The sequence below is a fragment of the Pseudonocardia sp. C8 genome (genome assembly GCF_014267175.1).
Taxonomy (GTDB): Bacteria; Actinomycetota; Actinomycetes; order Mycobacteriales; family Pseudonocardiaceae; genus Pseudonocardia.
Map to the genome: position 1 here is coordinate 5,797,838 of NZ_JACMTR010000002.1, position 20,121 is coordinate 5,817,958.

The window sequence follows — 20,121 nt, forward strand, 5'->3', positions numbered from 1 at the left end:
CGCGGATTGCCCGACCGGTACCGAGCACGGACCGGAGCGGGAGGAAACGGACCTGACTGTGATCGATGCCGGCCGTCCTGCGCGGCTCGCCGTCGGCGTGATCTCCACCGGACGTGTCGGTTCGGTGCTGGGAGCAGCGCTGGCTCGGGCGGGCCACCACGTCGTCGCCGCCTCCGGGGTCTCCCGGGCCTCGGTGCGGCGCGCCGCCGAACTGCTCCCCGACGTTCCCCTGCTCCCGCCGGACGAGGTCTGCACGCGGGCCGACCTGGTCCTGCTCGCCGTGCCCGACGACGTCCTGCCGGGTCTGGTCCGCGGCCTCGCCGCCGCCGGCTGCTTCCGGCCGGGCCAGATCGTCGTCCACACCGCGGGGTCGCAGGGCACCGCCGTGCTGGGGCCCGCCGCGGAGCACGGGGTCCTGCCGCTCGCGCTGCACCCGGCGATGACGTTCACCGGCCGCCCCGAGGACGTCGAGCGCCTCGCCTCCTGCTGCGTCGGCGTGACCGCCCCCGGTGACGCCGACGACGCTGCGGATCCGCGGGACGCGGCCGGCTGGAGCGTCGCCGAGGCCCTCGTCGTGGAGATGTCGGCCGAGCCCGTGCGGGTGCCCGAGGCGATGCGCCCGCTCTACCACGCCGCGCTCGCCCACGGTGCGAACCACCTGATGACCCTGGTCGGGGACTGCGTCGAGCTGCTGGAGACGGCCGGCATCCGGCCCGCGGGGCGGCTGATCGCCCCGCTGCTCTCGGCCGCGCTGGACAACGCGCTGCGGCACGGCGACCGGGCGCTCACCGGCCCGGTGGCCCGCGGCGACTCCGGCACCCTGCGCACCCATCTGGACCGCATCACCGCCGCGGACCCGGACCTCGCGGACGCCTACCGGGCGCTGGCCGGGCGGACGGCCCGCCGCGCCGCTGCGGCGGGGCTGCTGGACCAGGCCGCCCTGACCGACGTCGAGAAGACCCTGGAGGAGAAGTGAGCGGCCGTACGAACCCCCCCGGCTCCGCCGCCCCGGTCGGCTCGACCCGGAACGGCTACGCGGCCGGCCGGCTGACGGTGCACTCCGACCCGGCGAAGCTGGCCCCGGTCACCCGGGCGCTGCGCGGCGCCGGTCGCAAGATCGTCCTGATCCCGACCATGGGGGCCCTGCACGACGGGCACCGGGAGCTGATCCGGCACGCCCGCCGGATCCCCGGCTCGGTCGTCCCGGTCGTGTCGATCTTCGTGAACCCGCTGCAGTTCGGTGCGGGGGAGGATCTCGACCGGTACCCGCGCCCGCTGGAGGCCGACCTCGAGGCCTGCCGTGAGGAGGGTGTCGAGCTGGTGTTCACCCCCGGGGTCGAGCACATGTACCCGCCGGGCTCCGAGACCCGGGTCGCCGCCGGGGCGCTCGGTGACGAGCTGGAGGGCGCGACCCGCAAGGGGCACTTCGACGGTGTCCTCACCGTCGTCGCGAAGCTCTTCCACATCGTCGGCCCGGATGTCGCGGTGTTCGGCGAGAAGGACTACCAGCAGCTCACCCTGGTCCGCCGGATGGTGCGCGACCTGGACTTCCCGCTGCAGGTCGTGGGCGTCCCGACCGTGCGGGAGGACGACGGCCTGGCCCGGTCCTCCCGCAACGCCTACCTCGACCCGGAGCAGCGCCGTGCCGCCGCCGCGCTCTCCCGGGCGCTGGCCGCAGGCGCCGCGGTGTCGGCGCAGGGCCACGACGCCGTCCTGGCCGCCGCCCGCGCCGAGCTGGCGGCCGAGCCGGCGATCGACGTCGACTACCTCGAGCTGCGCGACGCCGACCTCGGCCCCGCCCCGGCCTCCGGCACGGGACGGCTGCTGGTCGCCGCCCGCGTCGGCACCACCCGCCTGATCGACAACGTCCCCGTCGCGCTGTAGGAACCAGGAGACCGCCGTGTACCGCACGATGATGAAGTCCAAGATCCACCGGGCGACCGTGACCCAGGCCGACCTGCACTACGTCGGCTCGGTGACGATCGACGCCGACCTGATGGCCGCCGCCGACCTGCTCGAGGGAGAGCAGGTCACGATCGTCGACATCACCAACGGCGCCCGGCTGGAGACCTACGCGATCACCGGCGAGCCCGGCTCGGGGATCATCGGGATCAACGGCGCCGCCGCCCACCTGGTGCACCCCGGCGACCTCGTCATCCTGATCTCCTACGGGTCCTACGACGAGGCCGAGCTGCGCGAGTACACCCCGCGGGTCGTGTTCGTCGACGCCGACAACCGGGTCGCCGACCTCGGCGCCGACCCGGGCGTCGCGCCGGAGGGATCCGGCCTGCTCACGTCCGCCGCCCGCTAGTGCTGCTCTGCATCGACGTCGGCAACACCCACGTCGCGCTCGGGCTCTACCCGGAGACCGACCCCGGAGCCGACCCGTCGACGTTGACCCCGGAGCCGGAGCACCGCTGGCGGATGCGTACCGACACGCGGGCCACCGCCGACGAGCTCGACCTGATGATCACCGGGATGCTCGGCAAGTACTTCGCCGAGGTGGACGCGGTGGCCGCGCTGTCGACGGTCCCGGGCCCGTCCCGGGAGCTGCGCACCCTGCTGGCCCGGTGGTCGGACCGGATGCGGACGCTGGTCGTCGGGCCGGGGGTGCGCACCGGCGTCCCGCTGCTCGTCGACCACCCGCGCGAGGTCGGCGCCGACCGGGTGGTGAACAGCCTCGCCGCGCACCACCTGTTCGGCACCACCTGCATCTGCGTCGACCTGGGGACCTGCACCAACATCGACGTGGTCTCCGCGAGGGGCGAGTTCCTCGGCGGGGCGCTCGCCCCGGGGATCGACATCGCGATGGAGGCACTGGCCGAGCAGGCGTCCTCGCTGCGGCCGGTGGATCTCGTCGAGCCGCGGTCGGTGATCGGCCGGACGACGGTGGAGGCCGTCCAGGCCGGCGTGCTCTACGGCGCCGCGGGCCAGGTCGACGGCCTCGTCCGGCGGATACTGGCCGAGCTGGGGCCGGGTGCGCGGCCGGTGACCGTCGCCGTCACCGGAGGGCTCGCCGAGCTGGTGTACGGCCGGGCGGACACGGTCACCCACCACGTCCCGGACCTGACCCTGCACGGGCTGCGCCTGACCCACCTGCGCCACCACCGGCCGCGCTGACCATCGCCAGGGGGTGAGACCCGGACCGCTCCGGGGCCGCCGATAGCCTGACCTGCCGTGAACACTCCCGGCACCCCGACCGACCGCGGATCAGAGGCGGACCTGCCCGAGCAGATGCGGGTGCGCCGGGCCAAGCGCGCGGAGCTGCTGGCCGCCGGCAGCGAGCCCTACCCCGTGGAGGTCCCCCGCACGCACACCCTGCGCCAGGTCCGCGACGCCCACCCGGACCTGCCGCCGGACACCGCGACCGGCGAGCAGGTCGCCGTCGCCGGCCGGGTGATCTTCGTGCGCAACACCGGGAAGCTCTGCTTCGCGACGCTGCGCGAGGGCGACGGCACCGAGCTGCAGGCGATGCTGTCCCTGGACCGGGTGGGCGCCGACGAGCTGGCCCGCTGGAAGTCCGTCGTCGACCTGGGGGACTTCGTGCTCGTCCGGGGTGAGGTCATCACCTCGCGACGCGGCGAGCTGTCCGTGCGGGCCGACGAGTGGTCGATCGCCTCGAAGTCGGTCCGACCGCTCCCGACCGCGCACAAGGAGCTCTCGGAGGAGAACCGGGTCCGGCAGCGCTACGTCGACCTGATCGTGCGCCCGCAGGCCCGCGAGACCGTGCGCGCCCGGTCCACGGTCCTGCGGACGGTGCGCGACTCCCTCGCCGGGCGCGACTTCGTCGAGGTCGAGACCCCGATGCTGCAGCTGCTGCACGGCGGCGCGACCGCGCGCCCGTTCGTGACGCACGCGAACGCGCTCGGCTCCGACCTCTACCTGCGGATCGCGCCGGAGCTGTTCCTCAAGCGCTGCATCGTGGGCGGTATCGAGAAGGTCTTCGAGCTGAACCGCGTGTTCCGTAACGAAGGCATCGACTCGACGCATTCGCCCGAGTTCGCGATGCTCGAGGCCTACCAGGCCTACGCCACCTACGACGACATGGCGGTCCTGACCCGCGAGCTCATCCAGGAGTCCGCGCGGGCACTGTTCGGATCGACGGTCGTGCGTCACCACGACGGCACCGAACACGATCTGGGCGGCGAGTGGCGTTCCGTGACGATCTACGGGTCGGTCTCCGAGGCCGTCGGGCGGGATGTGACACCGGACACCGAGCTGTCCGAACTCCAGGAGATCGCGGCGAAGCACGACGTCGACGTCACCGATTACCCGTCGCCCGGCCAGATCGTGCTGGAGCTGTTCGAGAAGCTCGTCGAGCACACCCTGATCGAGCCCACCTTCGTGCGCGACTTCCCGGTCGAGGTGCGGCCGCTGACACGGGCCCACCGGGACGACCCGAGGCTGTCGGAATCGTGGGACCTCGTCGTGTTCGGGGTGGAGCTCGCCACGGCGTACTCCGAGCTCGTGGACCCGGTCGAGCAGCGGGAACGCCTGCAGGCGCAGTCGCTGCGCGCGGCTGCGGGCGACCCGGAGGCCATGCAGCTCGACGAGGATTTCCTGCGGGCCATGGAGTACGGCATGCCGCCCACCGGCGGGATGGGGATGGGCGTCGACCGGCTGTTGATGACCCTGACCGGCCTCGGTATCCGCGAGACGATCCTCTTCCCACTCGTCCGGGGCGAGTCCTAGGCCGGTCGAATTGTCGTCCCCGGCCCGCTCGGTGGCGGCCCGGGGACGGCGGGTATCGGGGCCCGATCGAGTGGCATTCGGCTCGTTTCCTCTTTGGAGTCACCCCCAGGTCGACGCCGCCGACATTTCTGTATAGTCTCTGGAATCGAGTCGGTTCCGGTGATCCGGGCGGCCTCGCCATTGCGTCCGGGTATTGCCGTATGCGTGCGGGCAGCCGCCGGACCGGTTCGCCCGTAAACGTGTACGGCCATTCAGGGAGGCTGCGGCGATGGCGCAGATCAAGGAGGTCCGGCTCGTCGACGATCTGACCGGCGACGCGGCGGACGAAACGATCGAGTTCGGTCTCGACGGCCGCAACTACGAGATCGACCTCACGAACGAGAACGCGAAGAAGCTGCGCGACGTGCTCGCCGACTACGTCGCCGCGGCCCGCCGCGCGACCGGCCCGGCCCGGCGCCGCGGCGGATCGTCGGCCTCGGCCGCGCGCCGCCCGTCGGTGGACCGCGAGCAGAACCAGGCGATCCGCGAGTGGGCCCGCAAGCGCGGGATGAAGGTCTCCGACCGTGGCCGGATCCCGGCCGAGGTCCTCGAGGCCTACCACCAGGAGAACTAAGGGTCGCCTCACCTCTCGGGTCGGGGGAGGGGTAGCGTGGCCGGGGCCCCGTCCCCGCCCCGTTCCCGGGAGGTGCCGTCATGGCCCGTCGCGTCACCGAGCTCGAGGTGCTCCGCACCGAACGCCTGAGCCCGCACATGGTGCGGGTCGTCGCCGGGGGCCGCGGCCTGGCGGCGTTCCCGCGGACCGAGCACACGGACCGCTACGTCAAGATCCTCTTTCCGCGGCCCGGCGTCGAGTACCCCGAGCCGCTCGACATGGACGTCGTCCACGCCGAGTACCCGCGCGAGCAGTGGCCGGCCCTGCGCACCTATACGGTGCGATCGCTCGACCACGACGCCGGCGAGCTGGCCATCGACTTCGTGCACCACGGGGACGCCGGCCTGGCCGGCCCGTGGGCGGCGGCCGCGCGGCCCGGCGACCGGCTCCGGATGCTCGGGCCCGGTGGCGCCTACGCCCCCGACCCGGACGCGGACTGGCACCTGCTCGTCGGCGACGAGTCCGCGCTCCCGGCGATCTGCGCCGCGCTGGAGCGGATCCCGGCGGGCCGCCCGGCCGTCGCCGTCCTGCAGGTCGACGGCACCGGGGACGAGCTGAAGCTCCCCGGCGAGGCCGAGCTGACCGTGCGGTGGCTGCACCGCTCGGAGGCCGGCGGCGACCCGGACGGCCAGCTACCCGGCGCCGTCCGCGCACTGGACTTCCGGCCGGGACGGGTGCACGCCTTCGTGCACGGCGAGGCGATCGCCGTCCGGGAACTCCGCCGTCACCTCCTGCGCGAGCGCGGGATCCCCAAGGACGACCTGTCGATCTCCGGGTACTGGCGCCGAGGCCGGGACGAGGAGGGATTCCGCGAGTTCAAGGCGGAAGAGCGGGCCCGCGAGGACGCCGGTCAGGAGGCCGGCTGAGCGGTGCCGCCTCGGGTGAACGCCGCCACGTCGCCCGGCCGCGGGAACACCCGCGGCCGGCCGGGTGTTGAGCCGGGAACGCCCGACGGTGCGGCTCCGGCGGAGGCGCCGGATGCCCTTCGACCGATACAGTGGTATGAGGCCCGCCCGCGAGGGTCGGCCTGGCGCGGTGTCACGCGAGGGCGCAGTGTCGGACCCGGCGCGCCGGGGACGGACGGAGATGCTGGTCGCGCCGTACGTGAGGCGCAGCAGGCAAGGAGTGCGAATTGTTCGAGAGGTTCACCGACCGAGCACGACGTGTTGTCGTCCTGGCCCAGGAAGAGGCCCGGATGCTCAACCACAACTACATCGGGACCGAGCACATCCTCCTTGGCCTGATCCACGAGGGTGAGGGTGTCGCCGCGAAGGCACTCGAGTCGCTCGGTATCGCTCTGGAGGGCGTGCGGCAGCAGGTCGAGGAGATCATCGGCCAGGGCCAGCAGGCCCCGTCGGGGCACATCCCCTTCACGCCCCGGGCGAAGAAGGTGCTGGAGCTGTCGCTGCGCGAGGCGCTGCAGCTCGGGCACAACTACATCGGCACCGAGCACATCCTGCTCGGCCTGATCCGCGAGGGCGAGGGTGTCGCGGCGCAGGTGCTCGTCAAGCTGGGCGCCGACCTCAACCGTGTGCGCCAGCAGGTGCTCCAGCTGCTCTCCGGCTACCAGGGCAAGGAGCCGGCCGAGAGCGGCACCGGTGGCCGGGGCGAGGGCACGCCGTCGTCGTCGCTGGTGCTGGACCAGTTCGGTCGCAACCTCACCCAGCAGGCCCGCGAGGGCAAGCTGGACCCGGTCATCGGCCGGGAGAAGGAGATCGAGCGGATCATGCAGGTCCTCTCCCGGAGGACCAAGAACAACCCGGTCCTGATCGGTGAGGCCGGCGTCGGCAAGACCGCCGCCGTCGAGGGCCTCGCGCAGGCGATCGTCAAGGGCGAGGTCCCGGAGACGCTGAAGGACAAGCAGCTCTACACGCTCGACCTCGGCTCGCTGGTCGCAGGCTCCCGCTACCGCGGTGACTTCGAGGAGCGCCTCAAGAAGGTGCTCAAGGAGATCCGCACCCGCGGGGACATCATCCTGTTCATCGACGAGATCCACACCCTGGTCGGTGCGGGTGCCGCCGAGGGCGCGATCGACGCCGCGTCGATCCTCAAGCCGATGCTGGCCCGCGGCGAGCTGCAGACCATCGGGGCGACGACGCTCGACGAGTACCGCAAGTACGTCGAGAAGGACCCGGCCCTGGAGCGCCGCTTCCAGCCGATCCAGGTGTCCGAGCCGTCGGTGCAGCACACCATCGAGATCCTCAAGGGCCTGCGCGACCGGTACGAGGCGCACCACCGCGTCACGATCACCGACGACGCGCTGGCGTCGGCCGCCACCCTGGCCGACCGCTACATCAACGACCGCTACCTGCCGGACAAGGCGATCGACCTGATCGACGAGGCCGGTGCCCGGATGCGCATCCGCCGGATGACCGCTCCGCCGGACCTGCGGGAGTTCGACGAGAAGATCGCGAACGTCCGCCGGGACAAGGAGTCGGCGATCGACGCGCAGGACTTCGAGCGGGCCGCGCACCTGCGCGACCAGGAGAAGACCCTGCTCGGCGAGAAGGCCGAGCGCGAGAAGCAGTGGAAGTCCGGGGATCTCGACGTGGTCGCCGAGGTCGACGGCGAGCAGATCGCCGAGGTGCTGGGCAACTGGACCGGCATCCCGGTGTTCAAGCTGACCGAGGAGGAGACCACCCGGCTGCTGCGCATGGAGGACGAGCTCCACAAGCGCATCATCGGCCAGGAGGACGCGGTCAAGTCGGTCTCGCAGGCGATCCGCCGTACCCGGGCCGGCCTGAAGGACCCGAAGCGCCCGTCCGGCTCGTTCATCTTCGCCGGCCCGTCCGGTGTCGGTAAGACCGAGCTGTCCAAGGCGCTGGCCAACTTCCTGTTCGGCGAGGACGACGCGCTCATCCAGATCGACATGGGCGAGTTCCACGACCGCTACACCGCCTCGCGGCTGTTCGGTGCCCCGCCCGGGTACGTCGGCTACGAGGAGGGCGGCCAGCTCACCGAGAAGGTGCGGCGCAAGCCGTTCTCGGTGGTGCTGTTCGACGAGATCGAGAAGGCGCACCAGGAGATCTACAACACGCTCCTGCAGGTGCTCGAGGACGGCCGCCTCACCGACGGCCAGGGCCGCACGGTCGACTTCAAGAACACCGTGCTGATCTTCACCTCGAACCTGGGGACCCAGGACATCTCGAAGGCGGTCGGGCTGGGCTTCTCGTCCGGCAACGACGAGGCGTCGAACTACGAGCGGATGAAGACCAAGGTCAACGACGAGCTGAAGAAGCACTTCCGCCCGGAGTTCCTCAACCGCATCGACGACATCATCGTCTTCCACCAGCTCACGCAGCCCCAGATCATCGAGATGGTCGACCTGATGATCGGGCGGGTGGAGAAGCAGCTGGCCAACAAGGACATGGCCATCGAGCTCACCGACAACGCCAAGAAGCTCCTGGCACGGCGTGGGTTCGACCCGGTCCTGGGTGCGCGGCCGCTGCGGCGGACGATCCAGCGCGAGATCGAGGACCAGCTCTCCGAGAAGATCCTCTTCGGCGAGCTGGAGCCCGGCCAGATCGTGCTGGTCGACGTCGAGGGCCTCGACCACGAGGCCGGCGAGGACTCGAAGGCCTGGGACGACAAGGCCCGATTCACCTTCCGCGGGGAGCGCAAGCCGTCGGAGCCCGTGCCGGCCACCGCGCAGTCCGCGCTGGCGAGCGGCGACGAGTGAGCTGATCGCTCGGACCTGACGACAGGGCCCGCCCCGGATCCGTCCGGGGCGGGCCCGTCGTCGTTTCTCGGCCTGGTCTCCGCCGGCGGGCGGCGTCGCCCGTGCGTGCGCCGGCTCAGCCGGGGATCTCCGCGCAGGCGACCACGACGTCCGCCCGGTACCGGGTGGCCGCGACCAGCCGGGCGTTCGGCTCGTCGGTGTCCCGGACCCAGGCCCGGGCGTGCTCCGGCGTCTTGCCGAACCGGACGTGCCGCGCGACCAGCCGCTCCCGGCGCAACTCCTCGTCGGTCTCGTGGAACCAGACCTCGTCGAACTCCGCACGCACCGCGCACCACTCCGGGGTGTCGACGAGCAGGTAGTTGCCCTCGCTGACGACCAGCCGGCACCCCGGGCGGACCGGGATCGAACCCGCGACCGGCTGCTCGATCTCCCGGTCGAACGCCGGCGCGTACACCGGGCCGGTGTCACACCCCGCGCGCAGCCGCCGGAGCAGGGCCGCGTAGCCGGCCGGGTCGAACGTGTCCGGTGCCCCCTTGCGGTCCCGGCGGCCGAGCCGGTCCAGCTCGACGTCGGCGAGGTGGTAACCGTCCATCGGGACGTGGGTGACCCAGCCCGCGTCCATGCCGGCCGGCGGGTCCGCGGCCAGCGCGCGGACCACCGCGAGCGCCAGGGTGGTCTTGCCGGCGCCCGGCGCGCCGGCGATGCCGAGCACGGCCCGGCGTTCCCCGCCCGCGGTGAGCGCCCTGGCCCGCGCCACCAGCTCGGCGAACCGGTCGATCCGCTCCGGCCCGTCCGCCACCGCCGCCCCCTCCGCGTTCCCGGGCCCGGCGCCCGTCGTGGTGGTCATGGTCGCAGCCGGGCGGGCGCTCCCCACCGGCGAGGCGTGCCCGCGCCGGGCCGTCGGCGGGCGCCGGTTGGTCGGGCACCGTCCCCGCCCGCAGCCCCGGCCCTCAGCCAGCGATGTAGCACAGCCTTGCCTGAACCGGATCCGCGATCGGGACTGTCCACACGGTCAGGTTCCGCATCTGCGTGCAACTTTCGCGCAACCCTCGCCTTCCTAGTGTCCGGCGTCACGCACGGTTCCACGAAGCACCCACGGGAAGGACACCCCACGATGGCCATCTACGCGGCCCCGGGCCAGCCGGACAGCGTCGTCTCGTTCAAGCCCCGCTACGACCACTTCATCGGCGGTGAGTACGTCGCACCGGCCACGGGCCAGTACTTCGAGAACCCGACACCGATCACCGGCCAGACCTTCACCGAGATCGCCCGCGGCACCGCCGACGACGTCGAGAAGGCGCTCGACGCCGCCCACGCGGCCGCTCCCGCGTGGGGCCGGACCTCGACGACCGAGCGGGCCAACATCCTGAACAAGATGGCCGACCGCATCGAGGCGAACCTCGAGGCCGTCGCCGTCGCCGAGTCCTGGGAGAACGGCAAGGCCTGCCGCGAGACCCTCGCGGCCGACATCCCGCTCGCGATCGACCACCTGCGCTACTTCGCCGGTGCGATCCGCGCGCAGGAGGGCGGCCTCTCCCAGATCGACGACGACACCGTCGCCTACCACTTCCACGAACCGCTGGGCGTCGTCGGCCAGATCATCCCGTGGAACTTCCCGATCCTGATGGCGATCTGGAAGCTGGCACCGGCGCTGGCCGCGGGCAACGCCGTCGTCCTCAAGCCGGCCGAGCAGACCCCGGCCTCGATCCACGTGCTGCTGGACCTGGTCGCCGACCTGCTCCCGCCGGGCGTGGTGAACGTCGTGAACGGCTTCGGCGTGGAGGCCGGCAAGCCGCTGGCGTCCAACAAGCGCATCTCGAAGATCGCGTTCACCGGTGAGACGACCACCGGCCGGCTGATCATGCAGTACGCGTCGGAGAACCTGATCCCGGTCACGCTGGAGCTGGGCGGGAAGAGCCCGAACATCTTCTTCGACGACGTCGCCGCCCAGCAGGACGCCTTCTACGACAAGGCCCTCGAGGGCTTCGCGATGTTCGCCCTCAACCAGGGCGAGGTCTGCACCTGCCCGTCGCGGGCGCTCATCCAGGGCGGCATCTACCAGGACTTCCTCGAGCAGGCCGTCAAGCGGGTCGAGCAGGTCAAGCAGGGCAACCCGCTCGACACCGACACGATGATCGGGGCGCAGGCCTCGAACGACCAGTTCGAGAAGATCCTGTCCTACATCGACATCGGCCGGCAGGAGGGCGCCAAGGTCCTCACCGGCGGGGAGAAGGCGGACCTGGGCGGCGAGCTGTCCGGCGGGTACTACATCAAGCCGACCGTCTTCGAGGGCACCAACTCGATGCGGATCTTCCAGGAGGAGATCTTCGGCCCGGTCGTGTCGGTGGCCCGGTTCTCCGACTACGACGACGCCATGAAGATCGCGAACGACACGTTGTACGGCCTCGGGGCCGGTGTGTGGAGCCGCGACGCCAACACCGCCTACCGCGCGGGCCGCGAGATCCAGGCCGGCCGGGTGTGGGTGAACAACTACCACGCCTACCCCGCGCACGCGGCGTTCGGCGGCTACAAGCAGTCCGGCATCGGCCGCGAGAACCACAAGATGATGCTCGACCACTACCAGCAGACCAAGAACGTCCTGCAGAGCTACTCGCCGAACGCACTGGGCTTCTTCTGATGGACCGGCCGGAGCGGGTGGCGCTGACGCCGGCCGCGGCCGAACTGCTGGTCAGGCTCACCGGCCTGCACGGTCCGCTGATGTTCCACCAGTCCGGCGGGTGCTGCGACGGCAGCGCGCCCATGTGCTACCCGGACGGCGACTTCAGGACCGGTGGTTCGGACGTCCACCTGGGTGATCTCCGGGTGGAGGGGCTGGAGAAGCCGATCGGTTTCTGGATGTCGGCGTCGCAGTACGAGTACTGGAAGCACACCCACCTGACCGTCGACGTGGTGAAGGGCCGCGGCAGCGGGTTCTCGGTCGAGGCACCGGAGGGCGTCCGCTTCCTGATCCGCTCCCGCCTCTTCACCGACGAGGAGTGGCAGGCCCTCGAGAGCACCTGACCCCACCCGCCGCCCGCCCGCCCGACCCGAACCCACTCATGGACCAAAAGCCCCGTGGCACCGTGCTTTTGCTCCATGAGTGCGTCGGGGCTGGGGCGGGTGGGGCGGTTGGGGCAGGTGTGGCAGCCGGGTGGGCGCGGTCAGGGAGCAGGTCAGCGCGTCGTGAGCGCCACGTCCAGCGCGGCGAGGGTCGCCGCGGCGGGCGCGGGGATGCCGATGCCGCGCCCGTGCCGCACCTCGGGCTCCCGCACGTTGATCCGCACCAGCGCCCCGGTCGCGGCGGAGGCCAGCTCGGAACGGCGGCGCACGGTCGGCAGCGCCGTCCCGGCCCCGATCTCGACGACGGCCACCCCGGACCGGTGCGCCTTCAGCCAGTCCGCGTGCCGGGCGAGCGCGGGTGCGGCGTGCGAGTCGTCCCAGCCGAAGTCGCCGAACATGAGGATCGCCGGCCGGGCGAGCCCGCCACAGCCGGGACAGCGCGGCAGCTCGCCGACCGCCCGCATCGTGTCCTCGTCGATCACCACGTCGACGCCGTCGGCCGGCCACACGCCGTACCCGCACAGCCGCAGGCACTGCAGGTGGTGGATGGAGCCGTGCACCTCGGCGACGTCGCAGGCGGGGAACCCGGCCCGCTGGAAGTGGCCGTCCACGTTGGAGGTGAAGACGCTCGTCGGGACCCGCTCGGACCAGCGCCGCAGGACCGCGAACCCGGAGTGCGGCACGGTCCGCCGGTACAGGTGCAGCCGGTGCCCGTAGAAGCCCCACGCCAGCTGCGGGTCGTCGGCGAAGTGCTCGGGGTCGGCGAGCTCCTCGAAGCGCAGGCCGAGCCGCGCGTACGGCGGATAGGCCCGCCAGAACCCCTCGCCGCCGCGGAAGTCCGGCAGCCCCGAGTCGACGCCCATCCCGGCCCCGGCGGTGACCAGCAGTGCCTCCGCGGAGCGGACGACGTCCGCCGCCGCCGCGATCTCCTCGGGGTAGGCGGCGGCGACCCCGGCGGGGTCGATCAGGACTCCGCGGCGATCTTCTCGAGGTCCACGACCTCGAACTCGAGCAGCGAGGCGCCCGTGGACACCGGCTTCGGCGAGCGCTGGCCGGCGTGCGCCTCCGCGGCCGGTCCGTCGCGCCAGGCCTGGAACGCCTCCTCGGTCTCCCAGTGCGTCACGACGAAGTACCGGTCGTCGCCGGCGACCGGGCGCAGCAGCTCGAACGAGATGAATCCCGGCTGCCCGTCGACGGCGTGCAGGCGGTGCGCGAACCGCTTCTCCAGCTCCGGGCCCGCGTTCTCCGGCACCTCGATCGCATTGATCTTCACAACGGCCATGGGTCCACGGTAGCCCGGCCGGGCGTGACCGGTGCCGATCGGGCGCGCGCACCGGCGCCGACGGGCCGCCCCGCCGCCGCGCTTTGTCAGCCGACCGCCTCGGCGCTGCTGTGGCGGGCCCGCCCGCGCTGCCGGTGGGGCAGCGGCAGGATGACGACCGGGCAGGTCGCGGACCGCACGCACTTCTCACCCACCGAACCGAGGGTGGCGTGCCGGAACCTGCCGTGCCCGTGACTGCCGAGCACCAGCATCTCGGTGCCCTCGGCCGCACGGACCAGGACGTCCGCCGGCGAACCCTCGGCGATTTCCCGCCGGAGCGGCGGTGGTTCGTCCGGCCACTCGGCGAGGGCGAGGTCGATCTCCCTGTCCAGTGTCCGCCGGGCGTCGTCCTCCGCCGCCCGCCGTCCGGTGGGGTCGAGCAGTCCTTCGTCGAACTCCTCCCAGTGCCAGGCGGCGACCGCCTTGATCGCGTCGCCCCGGTACCGGGCTTCGCGGAGCGCCCAGCGCAACGCCAGCCGGCTCCCTTCCGAGCCGTCGACGCCGACGACGATGCATCGATCTTCCATGGCTGCATGCCTCCTCACGAGGTCGTGAGCGAAGCCGTTGCCACCGACCGAACGTGAGTCCTGGCGTCCCGAAAACCTGGCGACACTCGTAGACCTTGGGAAAGAGCTTGCCCGCGGCCCCGCCGATGTCAACCCTTCCCGGCCGCCGCTCAGCGCCCGGGCCCGCGCCTGCGGGCCGTGCGGGGGCGCGGCGCCTCGTCCGGTGCCGCCTCGTCGACCCGCATGCGCCAGGCGTCCCCGATCAGCTCGGCCAGCCGGCCGCCGTCCACCTGGTCCAGCCGCACCAGCACCAGCGGCCACGGCTCGTAACCGGGCGCGGTGAAGAACAGCTCGGGCTCGCCGAGCAGCAGGGCCTGCTTCTCGGCCTCGTCGCCCACGTAGAGCACGGCGACGTCGGTCCGGATCACCCGGCGCCGCCCGGGCACCCGCTCCGGGTACGACCAGACGAACCCCTTGCCCCGCACCCGGAAGTCGAACCCGTCACTGGGGATCTCCTCGACACCGTCCAGCCCGAGGGCGATCCGGCGGACGTCGTCCTCGCCTGCCATACGGGCAGCCTAGGGTCGGGCCGTGCGGGCGTCGGACGGAGTGGACCTGGCCGTCACCGGGCTCGGCGGGTCCGGCCGGCCGATCGTCCTGCTGCACGGCCTGATGAGCTGCGCGGCGAGCTGGCGGCCGCGGGCCACCGACCTCACGCCCACCGGCCGGGTACTGGCCCCGGACGCCCGCGGGCACGGCCGCTCCGGGCGCCCCGTCCCCGCGGAGCCGGAGGCCTGGTCACCGCGCCGGCTCGCGGCCGACGTCGTCGAGCTGCTGGAACGCACCGGCCCGGCCGCGCTGGTCGGCCATTCGATGGGTGGGATCTCGGCGCTGCTGGCCGCGGTCGCGCGGCCGGAACTGGTGACCGCGGTGGTCGTGGAGGACTCGCCGCTGGACCTCACCGGCTCCCCGCCCGGCCTGCTCGACGACATGCGGTCCTGGTTCGGCGTGGTCGCCGGGCCGCACCCGTCGCGCGCCGCCCTGGAGCGGGTGACCGGCCACCCGCGCCCGGAGGTGGGCATCCACATGGGACGCTGCGCGGTCCGGCGGGACGACGGCTGGTGGCTGGCCTGCGACGTCGGCGACGCGCTCGAGATCGCCCGCCACTGGACGCGGGCGCCGCTGCTCGACGAGGTGTCGCGGGCGCGGGTGCCGCTGCTGGTGATCGAGGCGGGCGAGTCGGCCGTCCCGCCCGGGCAGCTGGAGCTGCTGGCCGCCCGCGTCCCGGGGGCCCGGCACGTGCGGCTGCCCGGCACCGGCCACCTGGTGCACGACGCCGACCCGGTCACGTGGGCGGCGGAGGTCACCGCCCACCTGGCCCGGACGGCCTGACCCCGCCCGGGAGTTCCCTCGTCACCCGGGCCGGCGCCACCCCTGACCGTTGCGCTCAGGAGGCGAGCACCTCGGTCTCCCCGCTGCGCGTGTCGTGCAGCTCGACGGCCACGATCCGCGCCCGCACCGGCTCGGCCGGGTGCAGCAGCGCGAACGCCTCCGCCGGACGCCCGGTCGCCAGCACCACGTGCGGCAGCCAGGACCCGGGCAGGTGCGCCGCGTGCGCCCCGCGGGCCCGGCCGGCCAGCGCGTCGTGCACCGCGGTGTGCACCGCGAGCACCTCCGGGTCGGTGACGGCGGCGAGCACCAGCGCGTCGTCGTCCCCGGTGACGGAGCCGAGCGTGGCCAGCCACAACGCCGGCAGCGCGACCGTCCGGAGCTCGGCGGCGAGCGCGTCCCGGGCCGGGCGCCCGATCGTGCCCGCGGCCGCCGCGACGACGTCCGGGGTGCCGGTGGCGGTGGGCAGGCCGGCGGCACGGAGCCGGGACCGCAGCGCACCCAGGCCGGCCACGGCCTGCGGGTCGAGCCGGAACCGGACGGTGCTGGGCATCAAGCCGGGAGGGCGAAACGGCCGTCGTCGGTCTGCTCGGCGAGGCCGTCGACGAGCAGCGAGTCCAGGCAGCGGTCGCGCTGGCCCGCGTCGGACCAGACGGCGTCGAGGGCGGCCCGCTCGACCGGGCCGGGAGCGCTGCGGAGCACGTCCAGCAGCTTGCCGCGCACCTGCCGGTCGGTCCCGGCGAACCCCTGCACGGGCCGCCGCGGGCCGTCGTAGGCGGGCCGTCCGGCGGCCACCCAGGCGCAGGCGTGCGCCACCGGGCACCGCGGGCAGCGCGGGGTCCGGGCGGTGCACACGACCGCGCCCAGCTCCATCAGCCCGGCGGACACGGTGGCCGCGCCGGCGTCGTCGGGCGGGAGCAGGGCGTCGACGTCGGCGAGGTCGGCCTTCGTCCGCGCGGGCCCGGCGTCGCCCCGCCCGTGCACGGCACGGGCCACGACACGGCGCACGTTGGTGTCGACGACCGGGGCGCGCCGGCCGTACCCGAACGCGGCCACCGCCCGCGCGGTGTAGGAGCCGATGCCGGGCAGGGCCTCGAGCGCGTCGACGTCGGCGGGCACGACGTCGCCGTGCCGCTCGGCGATGGCCGCGGCGGCCTCGTGCAGCCGGATCGCGCGGCGCGGGTAGCCGAGCTTGCCCCAGGCCCGCAGGACGTCCGCGCGCGGCGCGGCGGCCAGCGCGGACGGGACCGGCCAGCGCTCCATCCAGGCCGGCCAGACGGGTTCGACCCGGCTGACCGGTGTCTGCTGGAGCATGAACTCGCTCACCAGCACGCCCCACGGCGTGGTGCCCGGGCGGCGCCACGGCAGATCGCGGGCATGCGCCCGGAACCACGGGGAGATCAGCTCGGCCAGCACCCGCCCAGTGTCGCCCGGGCGCCCGCGGGTGCGGCCGCCGGGCCGGGATGCGCCCCCGCGACGGCGGCGCACTACCGCGCCGGCGGTCCGGGCGCGCGCATCGGCGGGGCCGCGTCGGAGGGAGATCCACCGGCCCGGACGGGCGGCGGGATCACCGGGCGTCGACCGGACCACCCGGCGGGGACGCCGCAGGACTGCCCCGTCCGGTGGAATCCGCACCGCCGGTCCGCGACCGTCACGCGTCCGCGGGACGGGCTCACCCGCCCGGGAGCGCGACCCTCCCTCACACGGGTCGACCTGCTCCGGACCGCCCGGACACGGCGCGGCGACGACGACACCAGGTGATCGCAGTTCTACGGTGAGTGACATGTTGGACCCGGTGGGACCGCTGCCGGCGTCGGTCTACTGGCGTCGGCGCGCAGTCGCGGTCGGCCTCGCCCTCCTCGCGCTCGCCGCGGGGCCGTGGCTGGCGGCGTGGCTGCTGGCCCCCGGGGACTCCGACGTGCCGACCGACCCCGCAGCGCAGTCCACACCGGACATCCGAGCGGCGGCTCCCCCGCCCGCGGCCCCGGCACCCCCCGCCCCGGGCCCCGCGCACGCGCCGCTCCCCACCCCCGCCGGTCCCGGAGCTCCCCCCGGGACGACGGGTGCGTCCCCCGGGCCCGCGGCCCCGAACGCGGGCCCGGGGGACGAGACGGTCCGCCCCGACGACACGCCGCGGCCGTCGGTCCCGGTGCCCGAGGGCGCGCCGTCGCCGCCGACCGGACCGGTCCCGTGCTCGGACGGGATGATCGAGGTGCGGGCCGAGGCCGGGCAGCCCGCCTACCCGCCCGGGGCCCGGCCGGAGCTGCGGCTGGTCGTCACCAACACCTCCGGGCAGCCGTGCGTGCGCGACCTGGACGGCACCGAGCAGGAGATCGCGGTCTGGAGCGGCGACGGGGCGCGGAAGCTGTGGTCGTCGAACGACTGCGCCAACCCGGCCACCGACGACCTGCGGACGCTGGTCCCGGGGCAGCCGGTCGCGTTCGCGGTGACCTGGAGCGGGCTGGCGTCCGAGCCCGGCTGCGGGGCCGAGCGGGAACGGGTGGCGGCCGGCGGCTACCGGGTGCTGGCCCGGCTCGGCGCTGTCGTCAGCGAGCCGGTCCCGCTGCTGATGGGCTGACGCCTCGTGAGTGGTTACGCGGGCCCTGGCCCTCGTAACCACTCACGGGCGCGTCAGCGCACCCTTGCCATGATCTCCCGCAGCGACGACGCCTCGGTGATCCGCATCCCGGTCGAGCCGACCTCGGCGCCCGCCGGGACGATCGCCTTGGTGAACCCCAGCCGGGCCGCCTCGGCCAGCCGCCGCTCGACGCCGTGCACTCGGCGCAGCTCCCCGGCCAGGCCCAGCTCGCCGAGCACGACCAGGTCGGCCGGCAGCTGGACGTCACGCCTGGCCGAGACGACGGCGAGCGCGACCGCCAGGTCCGCGGCCGGCTCGGTGATCTTCATGCCGCCGACGGTGGCCGTGTAGACCTCGGCGTCGTGCAGCTTGAGCCCGCCGCGGCGCTCGACGACGGCCAGCAGCATCGGCACCCGGGACGCGTCCAGCCCGGTCACCGCGCGCCGCGGGCTCGGGATGTTCGCCCCGGCCACCAGGGCCTGCACCTCGGCGAGCAGCGGTCGCCTGCCGTCCATCACGACGGTGACGGCGGTGCCGGGCTGCACGCCGTCGGCGCCCTGCCCGAACCGCCCGACGAACAGGCCTGACGGGTCGGGCAGCCCGACGATGCCGGAGTCCCGCAGCTCGAAGCAGCCGACCTCGTCGGCCGGGCCGAACCGGTTCTTCACCCCGCGGACCATCCGCAGCGCCGAGTGCTTGTCACCCTCGAAGTGCAGCACCACGTCGACCAGGTGCTCCAGCACCCGGGGGCCGGCGATCCCGCCGTCCTTGGTCACGTGGCCGACGAGCAGCACGGCCAGGCCGCGTTCCTTGGCGAGCGCGGTCAGCCCGACGGTGACCGCCCTGGTCTGGGTGACCCCGCCCGGGCTGCCGTCCACCGTGGCCGTCGACATGGTCTGGATCGAGTCGACGACCAGCAGCGACGGCTGCAGCGCCTCGACGTGGCCGAGCACCGACTCCAGGCCGGACTCGGCGGCGAGGTACAGCTCGTCGTGCACGCCGCCGGTGCGCTCGGCCCGCAGCCGCACCTGGCCCGCGGACTCCTCGCCGGACACGTACAGCACCCGGGAGCGGGCCGCCACGCGCGCCGCGACCTCCAGCAGCAGCGTGGACTTCCCGACGCCGGGCTCCCCGGCGAGCAGCACCACGGCGCCCGGGACGAGCCCGCCGCCCAGCACCCGGTCGAGCTCCTCGACCCCGGTCGGGCGGGCCCGCGCCGAGTCCAGCTCGACCTCGGCGATCCGCTGCGCCGGCGTGCTCGGGGCACCCGCGACGACGGTCCGGGGGCCCGCCGCGCGCGGGGCCTCGACCTGCTCCAGGGAGCCCCACGCCTGGCAGCCGGGGCAGCGCCCGACCCACTGGGCGGTGCGCTGGTCGCACTCGGTGCAGCGGTAGCCGCCCGAGCGGGCGGCCCGGCTCCGGGGTGTCAGTGGCCGCCGCCCGAGCCGGTGCCCTCGTTGCCCGGGGCCGGCGCACCGCCGTGCGGCGGCTGGCCGTGCTCCTGCCCGGGCGCCGGGGTGCTGTGCGACTCGCCGCCGCCGTGCCCGCCGACGCCGGTCTCACCGCTGCCGTGGCCGCCGCCGTGCCCGCCGCCCTCGGCGGCGACCCGCTCCGGCTCCGCGCCGGGACGGCCCTCGGCCGGGATCGCGGTCGGCACGTCCACGGTCACCGACCCGGCCCGCTCGAACACGAACGTCATCGGGACGGTCCTGCCCGCCGCGACCGGCTGGGTCAGCCCCTCGGCGACGAGCTGGATCTCGCGGGTCCCGGTCGCGGTGATCGGCGTGTTGCCCTTCGACACCAGCGCGACGTCCTGCGGCATGGCGGTGTCGCCCTGGATCCGGACGCTCGTCGCGGCCGGGGTGCTGACCGAGACCAGGCGGTCCGCGGTCGCACCGCTGTTGACCAGCGTGGCCCGGATCGGCGCGGAGCTGCCGCGGGCGTACAGCGCGGCCGGGCTGGCCGGGGCCGCGGGGTAGGCGATCTGCACGTCGCGCAGGTCGACGGCGCCGACCGAGCCGTTGAGGCCGTTCGTGGCGGCGACCTGGCCGGCGGTCTGCGAGAGCTGCCCGGTCCCGCATCCGCTCAGCAGCAGACCGGACAGGGCGACGGCTCCGGCGACCCCGGCCAGGGTCCGGAGGGGGCGGCGGTTGCGGCTCACGGTCGGCGTGTCCTTCCTGCCGGCCGGGAACGGCTCCCGGCGCGCGTACGGCTCTGGCGGACGGCGCGTGGTCCCGCGGCGCG

Annotated in this window: 21 protein-coding genes; 12 read left to right on the forward strand and 9 right to left on the reverse strand. The window is 73.9% G+C overall.

The features are described 5' to 3' along the window. Positions 1-61: 61 nt before the first annotated feature. The 8 genes from H7X46_RS27545 to H7X46_RS27580 all read left to right on the forward strand — a co-directional run bounded on the left by H7X46_RS27545 (position 62) and on the right by H7X46_RS27580 (position 9,023). Complete coding sequence (locus H7X46_RS27545) at positions 62-976, forward strand: DUF2520 domain-containing protein (protein ID WP_186362958.1); 915 nt, start codon at positions 62-64, stop codon at positions 974-976. Then, entirely contained in the window at positions 973-1,884 is a 912-nt protein-coding gene (panC, locus tag H7X46_RS27550) for a pantoate--beta-alanine ligase (protein ID WP_186362115.1), read from the forward strand. Before H7X46_RS27545 ends, panC begins: the two co-directional genes overlap by 4 nt. A 16-nt stretch (positions 1,885-1,900) precedes the next feature. Then, complete coding sequence (panD, locus tag H7X46_RS27555) at positions 1,901-2,311, forward strand: aspartate 1-decarboxylase (protein ID WP_186362116.1); 411 nt, start codon at positions 1,901-1,903, stop codon at positions 2,309-2,311. Further along, entirely contained in the window at positions 2,311-3,120 is an 810-nt protein-coding gene (locus tag H7X46_RS27560) for a type III pantothenate kinase (protein ID WP_186362117.1), read from the forward strand. The genes panD and H7X46_RS27560 overlap by 1 nt, the downstream gene beginning before the upstream one ends. A 114-nt stretch (positions 3,121-3,234) precedes the next feature. Further along, the gene (lysS, locus tag H7X46_RS27565) at positions 3,235-4,692 is read left to right on the forward strand and encodes a lysine--tRNA ligase (protein WP_186362959.1); all 1,458 of its coding nucleotides are present in this window, start codon (positions 3,235-3,237) and stop codon (positions 4,690-4,692) included. A gap of 268 nt (positions 4,693-4,960) precedes the next feature. Beyond that, positions 4,961-5,305: an Lsr2 family protein gene (locus H7X46_RS27570; protein ID WP_186362118.1), complete on the forward strand. Its 345-nt coding sequence runs from the start codon at positions 4,961-4,963 to the stop codon at positions 5,303-5,305. An 80-nt stretch (positions 5,306-5,385) separates the two neighbouring features. After that, positions 5,386-6,210, forward strand: coding sequence for a siderophore-interacting protein (locus tag H7X46_RS27575; RefSeq protein WP_186362119.1), 825 nt, complete (start codon positions 5,386-5,388; stop codon positions 6,208-6,210). A gap of 266 nt (positions 6,211-6,476) precedes the next feature. Beyond that, positions 6,477-9,023 carry an ATP-dependent Clp protease ATP-binding subunit gene (locus tag H7X46_RS27580; protein ID WP_186362120.1) on the forward strand — a complete coding sequence of 849 codons (2,547 nt, stop codon included), beginning with the start codon at positions 6,477-6,479 and terminating at the stop codon, positions 9,021-9,023. Positions 9,024-9,138: 115 nt separating this feature from the next. Here H7X46_RS27580 and H7X46_RS27585 read toward each other — a convergent pair whose 3' ends face one another. After that, positions 9,139-9,801, reverse strand: a complete 663-nt coding sequence (locus tag H7X46_RS27585; RefSeq protein WP_370589090.1) for a nucleoside/nucleotide kinase family protein — start codon at positions 9,799-9,801, stop codon at positions 9,139-9,141. A gap of 336 nt (positions 9,802-10,137) precedes the next feature. Here H7X46_RS27585 and adh point away from each other — a divergent pair, with 336 nt between their 5' ends. Then, a complete protein-coding gene (adh, locus tag H7X46_RS27590) occupies positions 10,138-11,661 on the forward strand; it encodes an aldehyde dehydrogenase (protein ID WP_186362122.1) in 1,524 nt (507 codons plus the stop codon). Then, positions 11,661-12,044 carry a DUF779 domain-containing protein gene (locus tag H7X46_RS27595; protein ID WP_186362123.1) on the forward strand — a complete coding sequence of 128 codons (384 nt, stop codon included), beginning with the start codon at positions 11,661-11,663 and terminating at the stop codon, positions 12,042-12,044. The genes adh and H7X46_RS27595 overlap by 1 nt, the downstream gene beginning before the upstream one ends. 152 nt (positions 12,045-12,196) lie before the next feature. Here the strand turns inward: H7X46_RS27595 and H7X46_RS27600 are convergent, their stop codons facing one another. The 4 genes from H7X46_RS27600 to H7X46_RS27615 all read right to left on the reverse strand — a co-directional run bounded on the left by H7X46_RS27600 (position 12,197) and on the right by H7X46_RS27615 (position 14,479). After that, a complete protein-coding gene (locus H7X46_RS27600; protein WP_186362124.1) occupies positions 12,197-12,946 on the reverse strand; it encodes a Sir2 family NAD-dependent protein deacetylase in 750 nt (249 codons plus the stop codon). Between the two features lie 101 nt (positions 12,947-13,047). Then, entirely contained in the window at positions 13,048-13,365 is a 318-nt protein-coding gene (locus tag H7X46_RS27605; protein WP_186362125.1) for an antibiotic biosynthesis monooxygenase, read from the reverse strand. Between the two features lie 86 nt (positions 13,366-13,451). Further along, positions 13,452-13,931 (reverse strand): universal stress protein, encoded by a 480-nt coding sequence (locus H7X46_RS27610; RefSeq protein WP_186362126.1) that lies wholly within the window; start codon positions 13,929-13,931, stop codon positions 13,452-13,454. Between the two features lie 149 nt (positions 13,932-14,080). Next, a complete protein-coding gene (locus H7X46_RS27615) occupies positions 14,081-14,479 on the reverse strand; it encodes an MmcQ/YjbR family DNA-binding protein (protein ID WP_186362127.1) in 399 nt (132 codons plus the stop codon). 22 nt (positions 14,480-14,501) lie between these two features. Between H7X46_RS27615 and H7X46_RS27620 the strand changes: the two genes are divergently transcribed. Next, positions 14,502-15,302 carry an alpha/beta fold hydrolase gene (locus H7X46_RS27620; protein WP_186362128.1) on the forward strand — a complete coding sequence of 267 codons (801 nt, stop codon included), beginning with the start codon at positions 14,502-14,504 and terminating at the stop codon, positions 15,300-15,302. A 55-nt stretch (positions 15,303-15,357) separates the two neighbouring features. On the opposite strand, the gene H7X46_RS27625 is transcribed toward H7X46_RS27620, so the two are convergent. Both H7X46_RS27625 and H7X46_RS27630 read right to left on the reverse strand, forming a co-directional pair. Beyond that, the gene (locus H7X46_RS27625; protein ID WP_186362129.1) at positions 15,358-15,852 is read right to left on the reverse strand and encodes a 2'-5' RNA ligase family protein; all 495 of its coding nucleotides are present in this window, start codon (positions 15,850-15,852) and stop codon (positions 15,358-15,360) included. After that, positions 15,852-16,715 carry an A/G-specific adenine glycosylase gene (locus H7X46_RS27630; protein ID WP_370589011.1) on the reverse strand — a complete coding sequence of 288 codons (864 nt, stop codon included), beginning with the start codon at positions 16,713-16,715 and terminating at the stop codon, positions 15,852-15,854. Before H7X46_RS27630 ends, H7X46_RS27625 begins: the two co-directional genes overlap by 1 nt. Before the next feature lie 367 nt (positions 16,716-17,082). On the opposite strand from H7X46_RS27630, the gene H7X46_RS27635 reads away from it, so the two are divergent. After that, complete coding sequence (locus H7X46_RS27635; protein WP_186362130.1) at positions 17,083-17,877, forward strand: MucR family transcriptional regulator; 795 nt, start codon at positions 17,083-17,085, stop codon at positions 17,875-17,877. Between the two features lie 53 nt (positions 17,878-17,930). Here the strand turns inward: H7X46_RS27635 and radA are convergent, their stop codons facing one another. Then, positions 17,931-19,307 (reverse strand): DNA repair protein RadA, encoded by a 1,377-nt coding sequence (gene radA, locus H7X46_RS27640; RefSeq protein WP_186362961.1) that lies wholly within the window; start codon positions 19,305-19,307, stop codon positions 17,931-17,933. Next, positions 19,304-20,038, reverse strand: a complete 735-nt coding sequence (locus H7X46_RS27645; RefSeq protein ID WP_186362131.1) for a copper chaperone PCu(A)C — start codon at positions 20,036-20,038, stop codon at positions 19,304-19,306. The genes radA and H7X46_RS27645 overlap by 4 nt, the downstream gene beginning before the upstream one ends. Positions 20,039-20,121: the final 83 nt, after the last annotated feature.

Bases quoted from the DNA above. Each gene is read 5' to 3' on its own strand.
- H7X46_RS27600 (WP_186362124.1), bottom strand. From the start codon at position 12,946: ATGGGCGTCGACTCGGGGCTGCCGGACTTCCGCGGCGGCGAGGGGTTC.
- H7X46_RS27610 (WP_186362126.1), bottom strand. From the start codon at position 13,931: ATGGAAGATCGATGCATCGTCGTCGGCGTCGACGGCTCGGAAGGGAGC.
- H7X46_RS27570 (WP_186362118.1), top strand. From the start codon at position 4,961: ATGGCGCAGATCAAGGAGGTCCGGCTCGTCGACGATCTGACCGGCGAC.
- lysS (WP_186362959.1), top strand. From the start codon at position 3,235: ATGCGGGTGCGCCGGGCCAAGCGCGCGGAGCTGCTGGCCGCCGGCAGC.
- H7X46_RS27605 (WP_186362125.1), bottom strand. From the start codon at position 13,365: ATGGCCGTTGTGAAGATCAATGCGATCGAGGTGCCGGAGAACGCGGGC.
- H7X46_RS27595 (WP_186362123.1), top strand. From the start codon at position 11,661: ATGGACCGGCCGGAGCGGGTGGCGCTGACGCCGGCCGCGGCCGAACTG.
- H7X46_RS27625 (WP_186362129.1), bottom strand. From the start codon at position 15,852: ATGCCCAGCACCGTCCGGTTCCGGCTCGACCCGCAGGCCGTGGCCGGC.
- H7X46_RS27575 (WP_186362119.1), top strand. From the start codon at position 5,386: ATGGCCCGTCGCGTCACCGAGCTCGAGGTGCTCCGCACCGAACGCCTG.
- H7X46_RS27635 (WP_186362130.1), top strand. From the start codon at position 17,083: ATGTTGGACCCGGTGGGACCGCTGCCGGCGTCGGTCTACTGGCGTCGG.
- H7X46_RS27615 (WP_186362127.1), bottom strand. From the start codon at position 14,479: ATGGCAGGCGAGGACGACGTCCGCCGGATCGCCCTCGGGCTGGACGGT.
- adh (WP_186362122.1), top strand. From the start codon at position 10,138: ATGGCCATCTACGCGGCCCCGGGCCAGCCGGACAGCGTCGTCTCGTTC.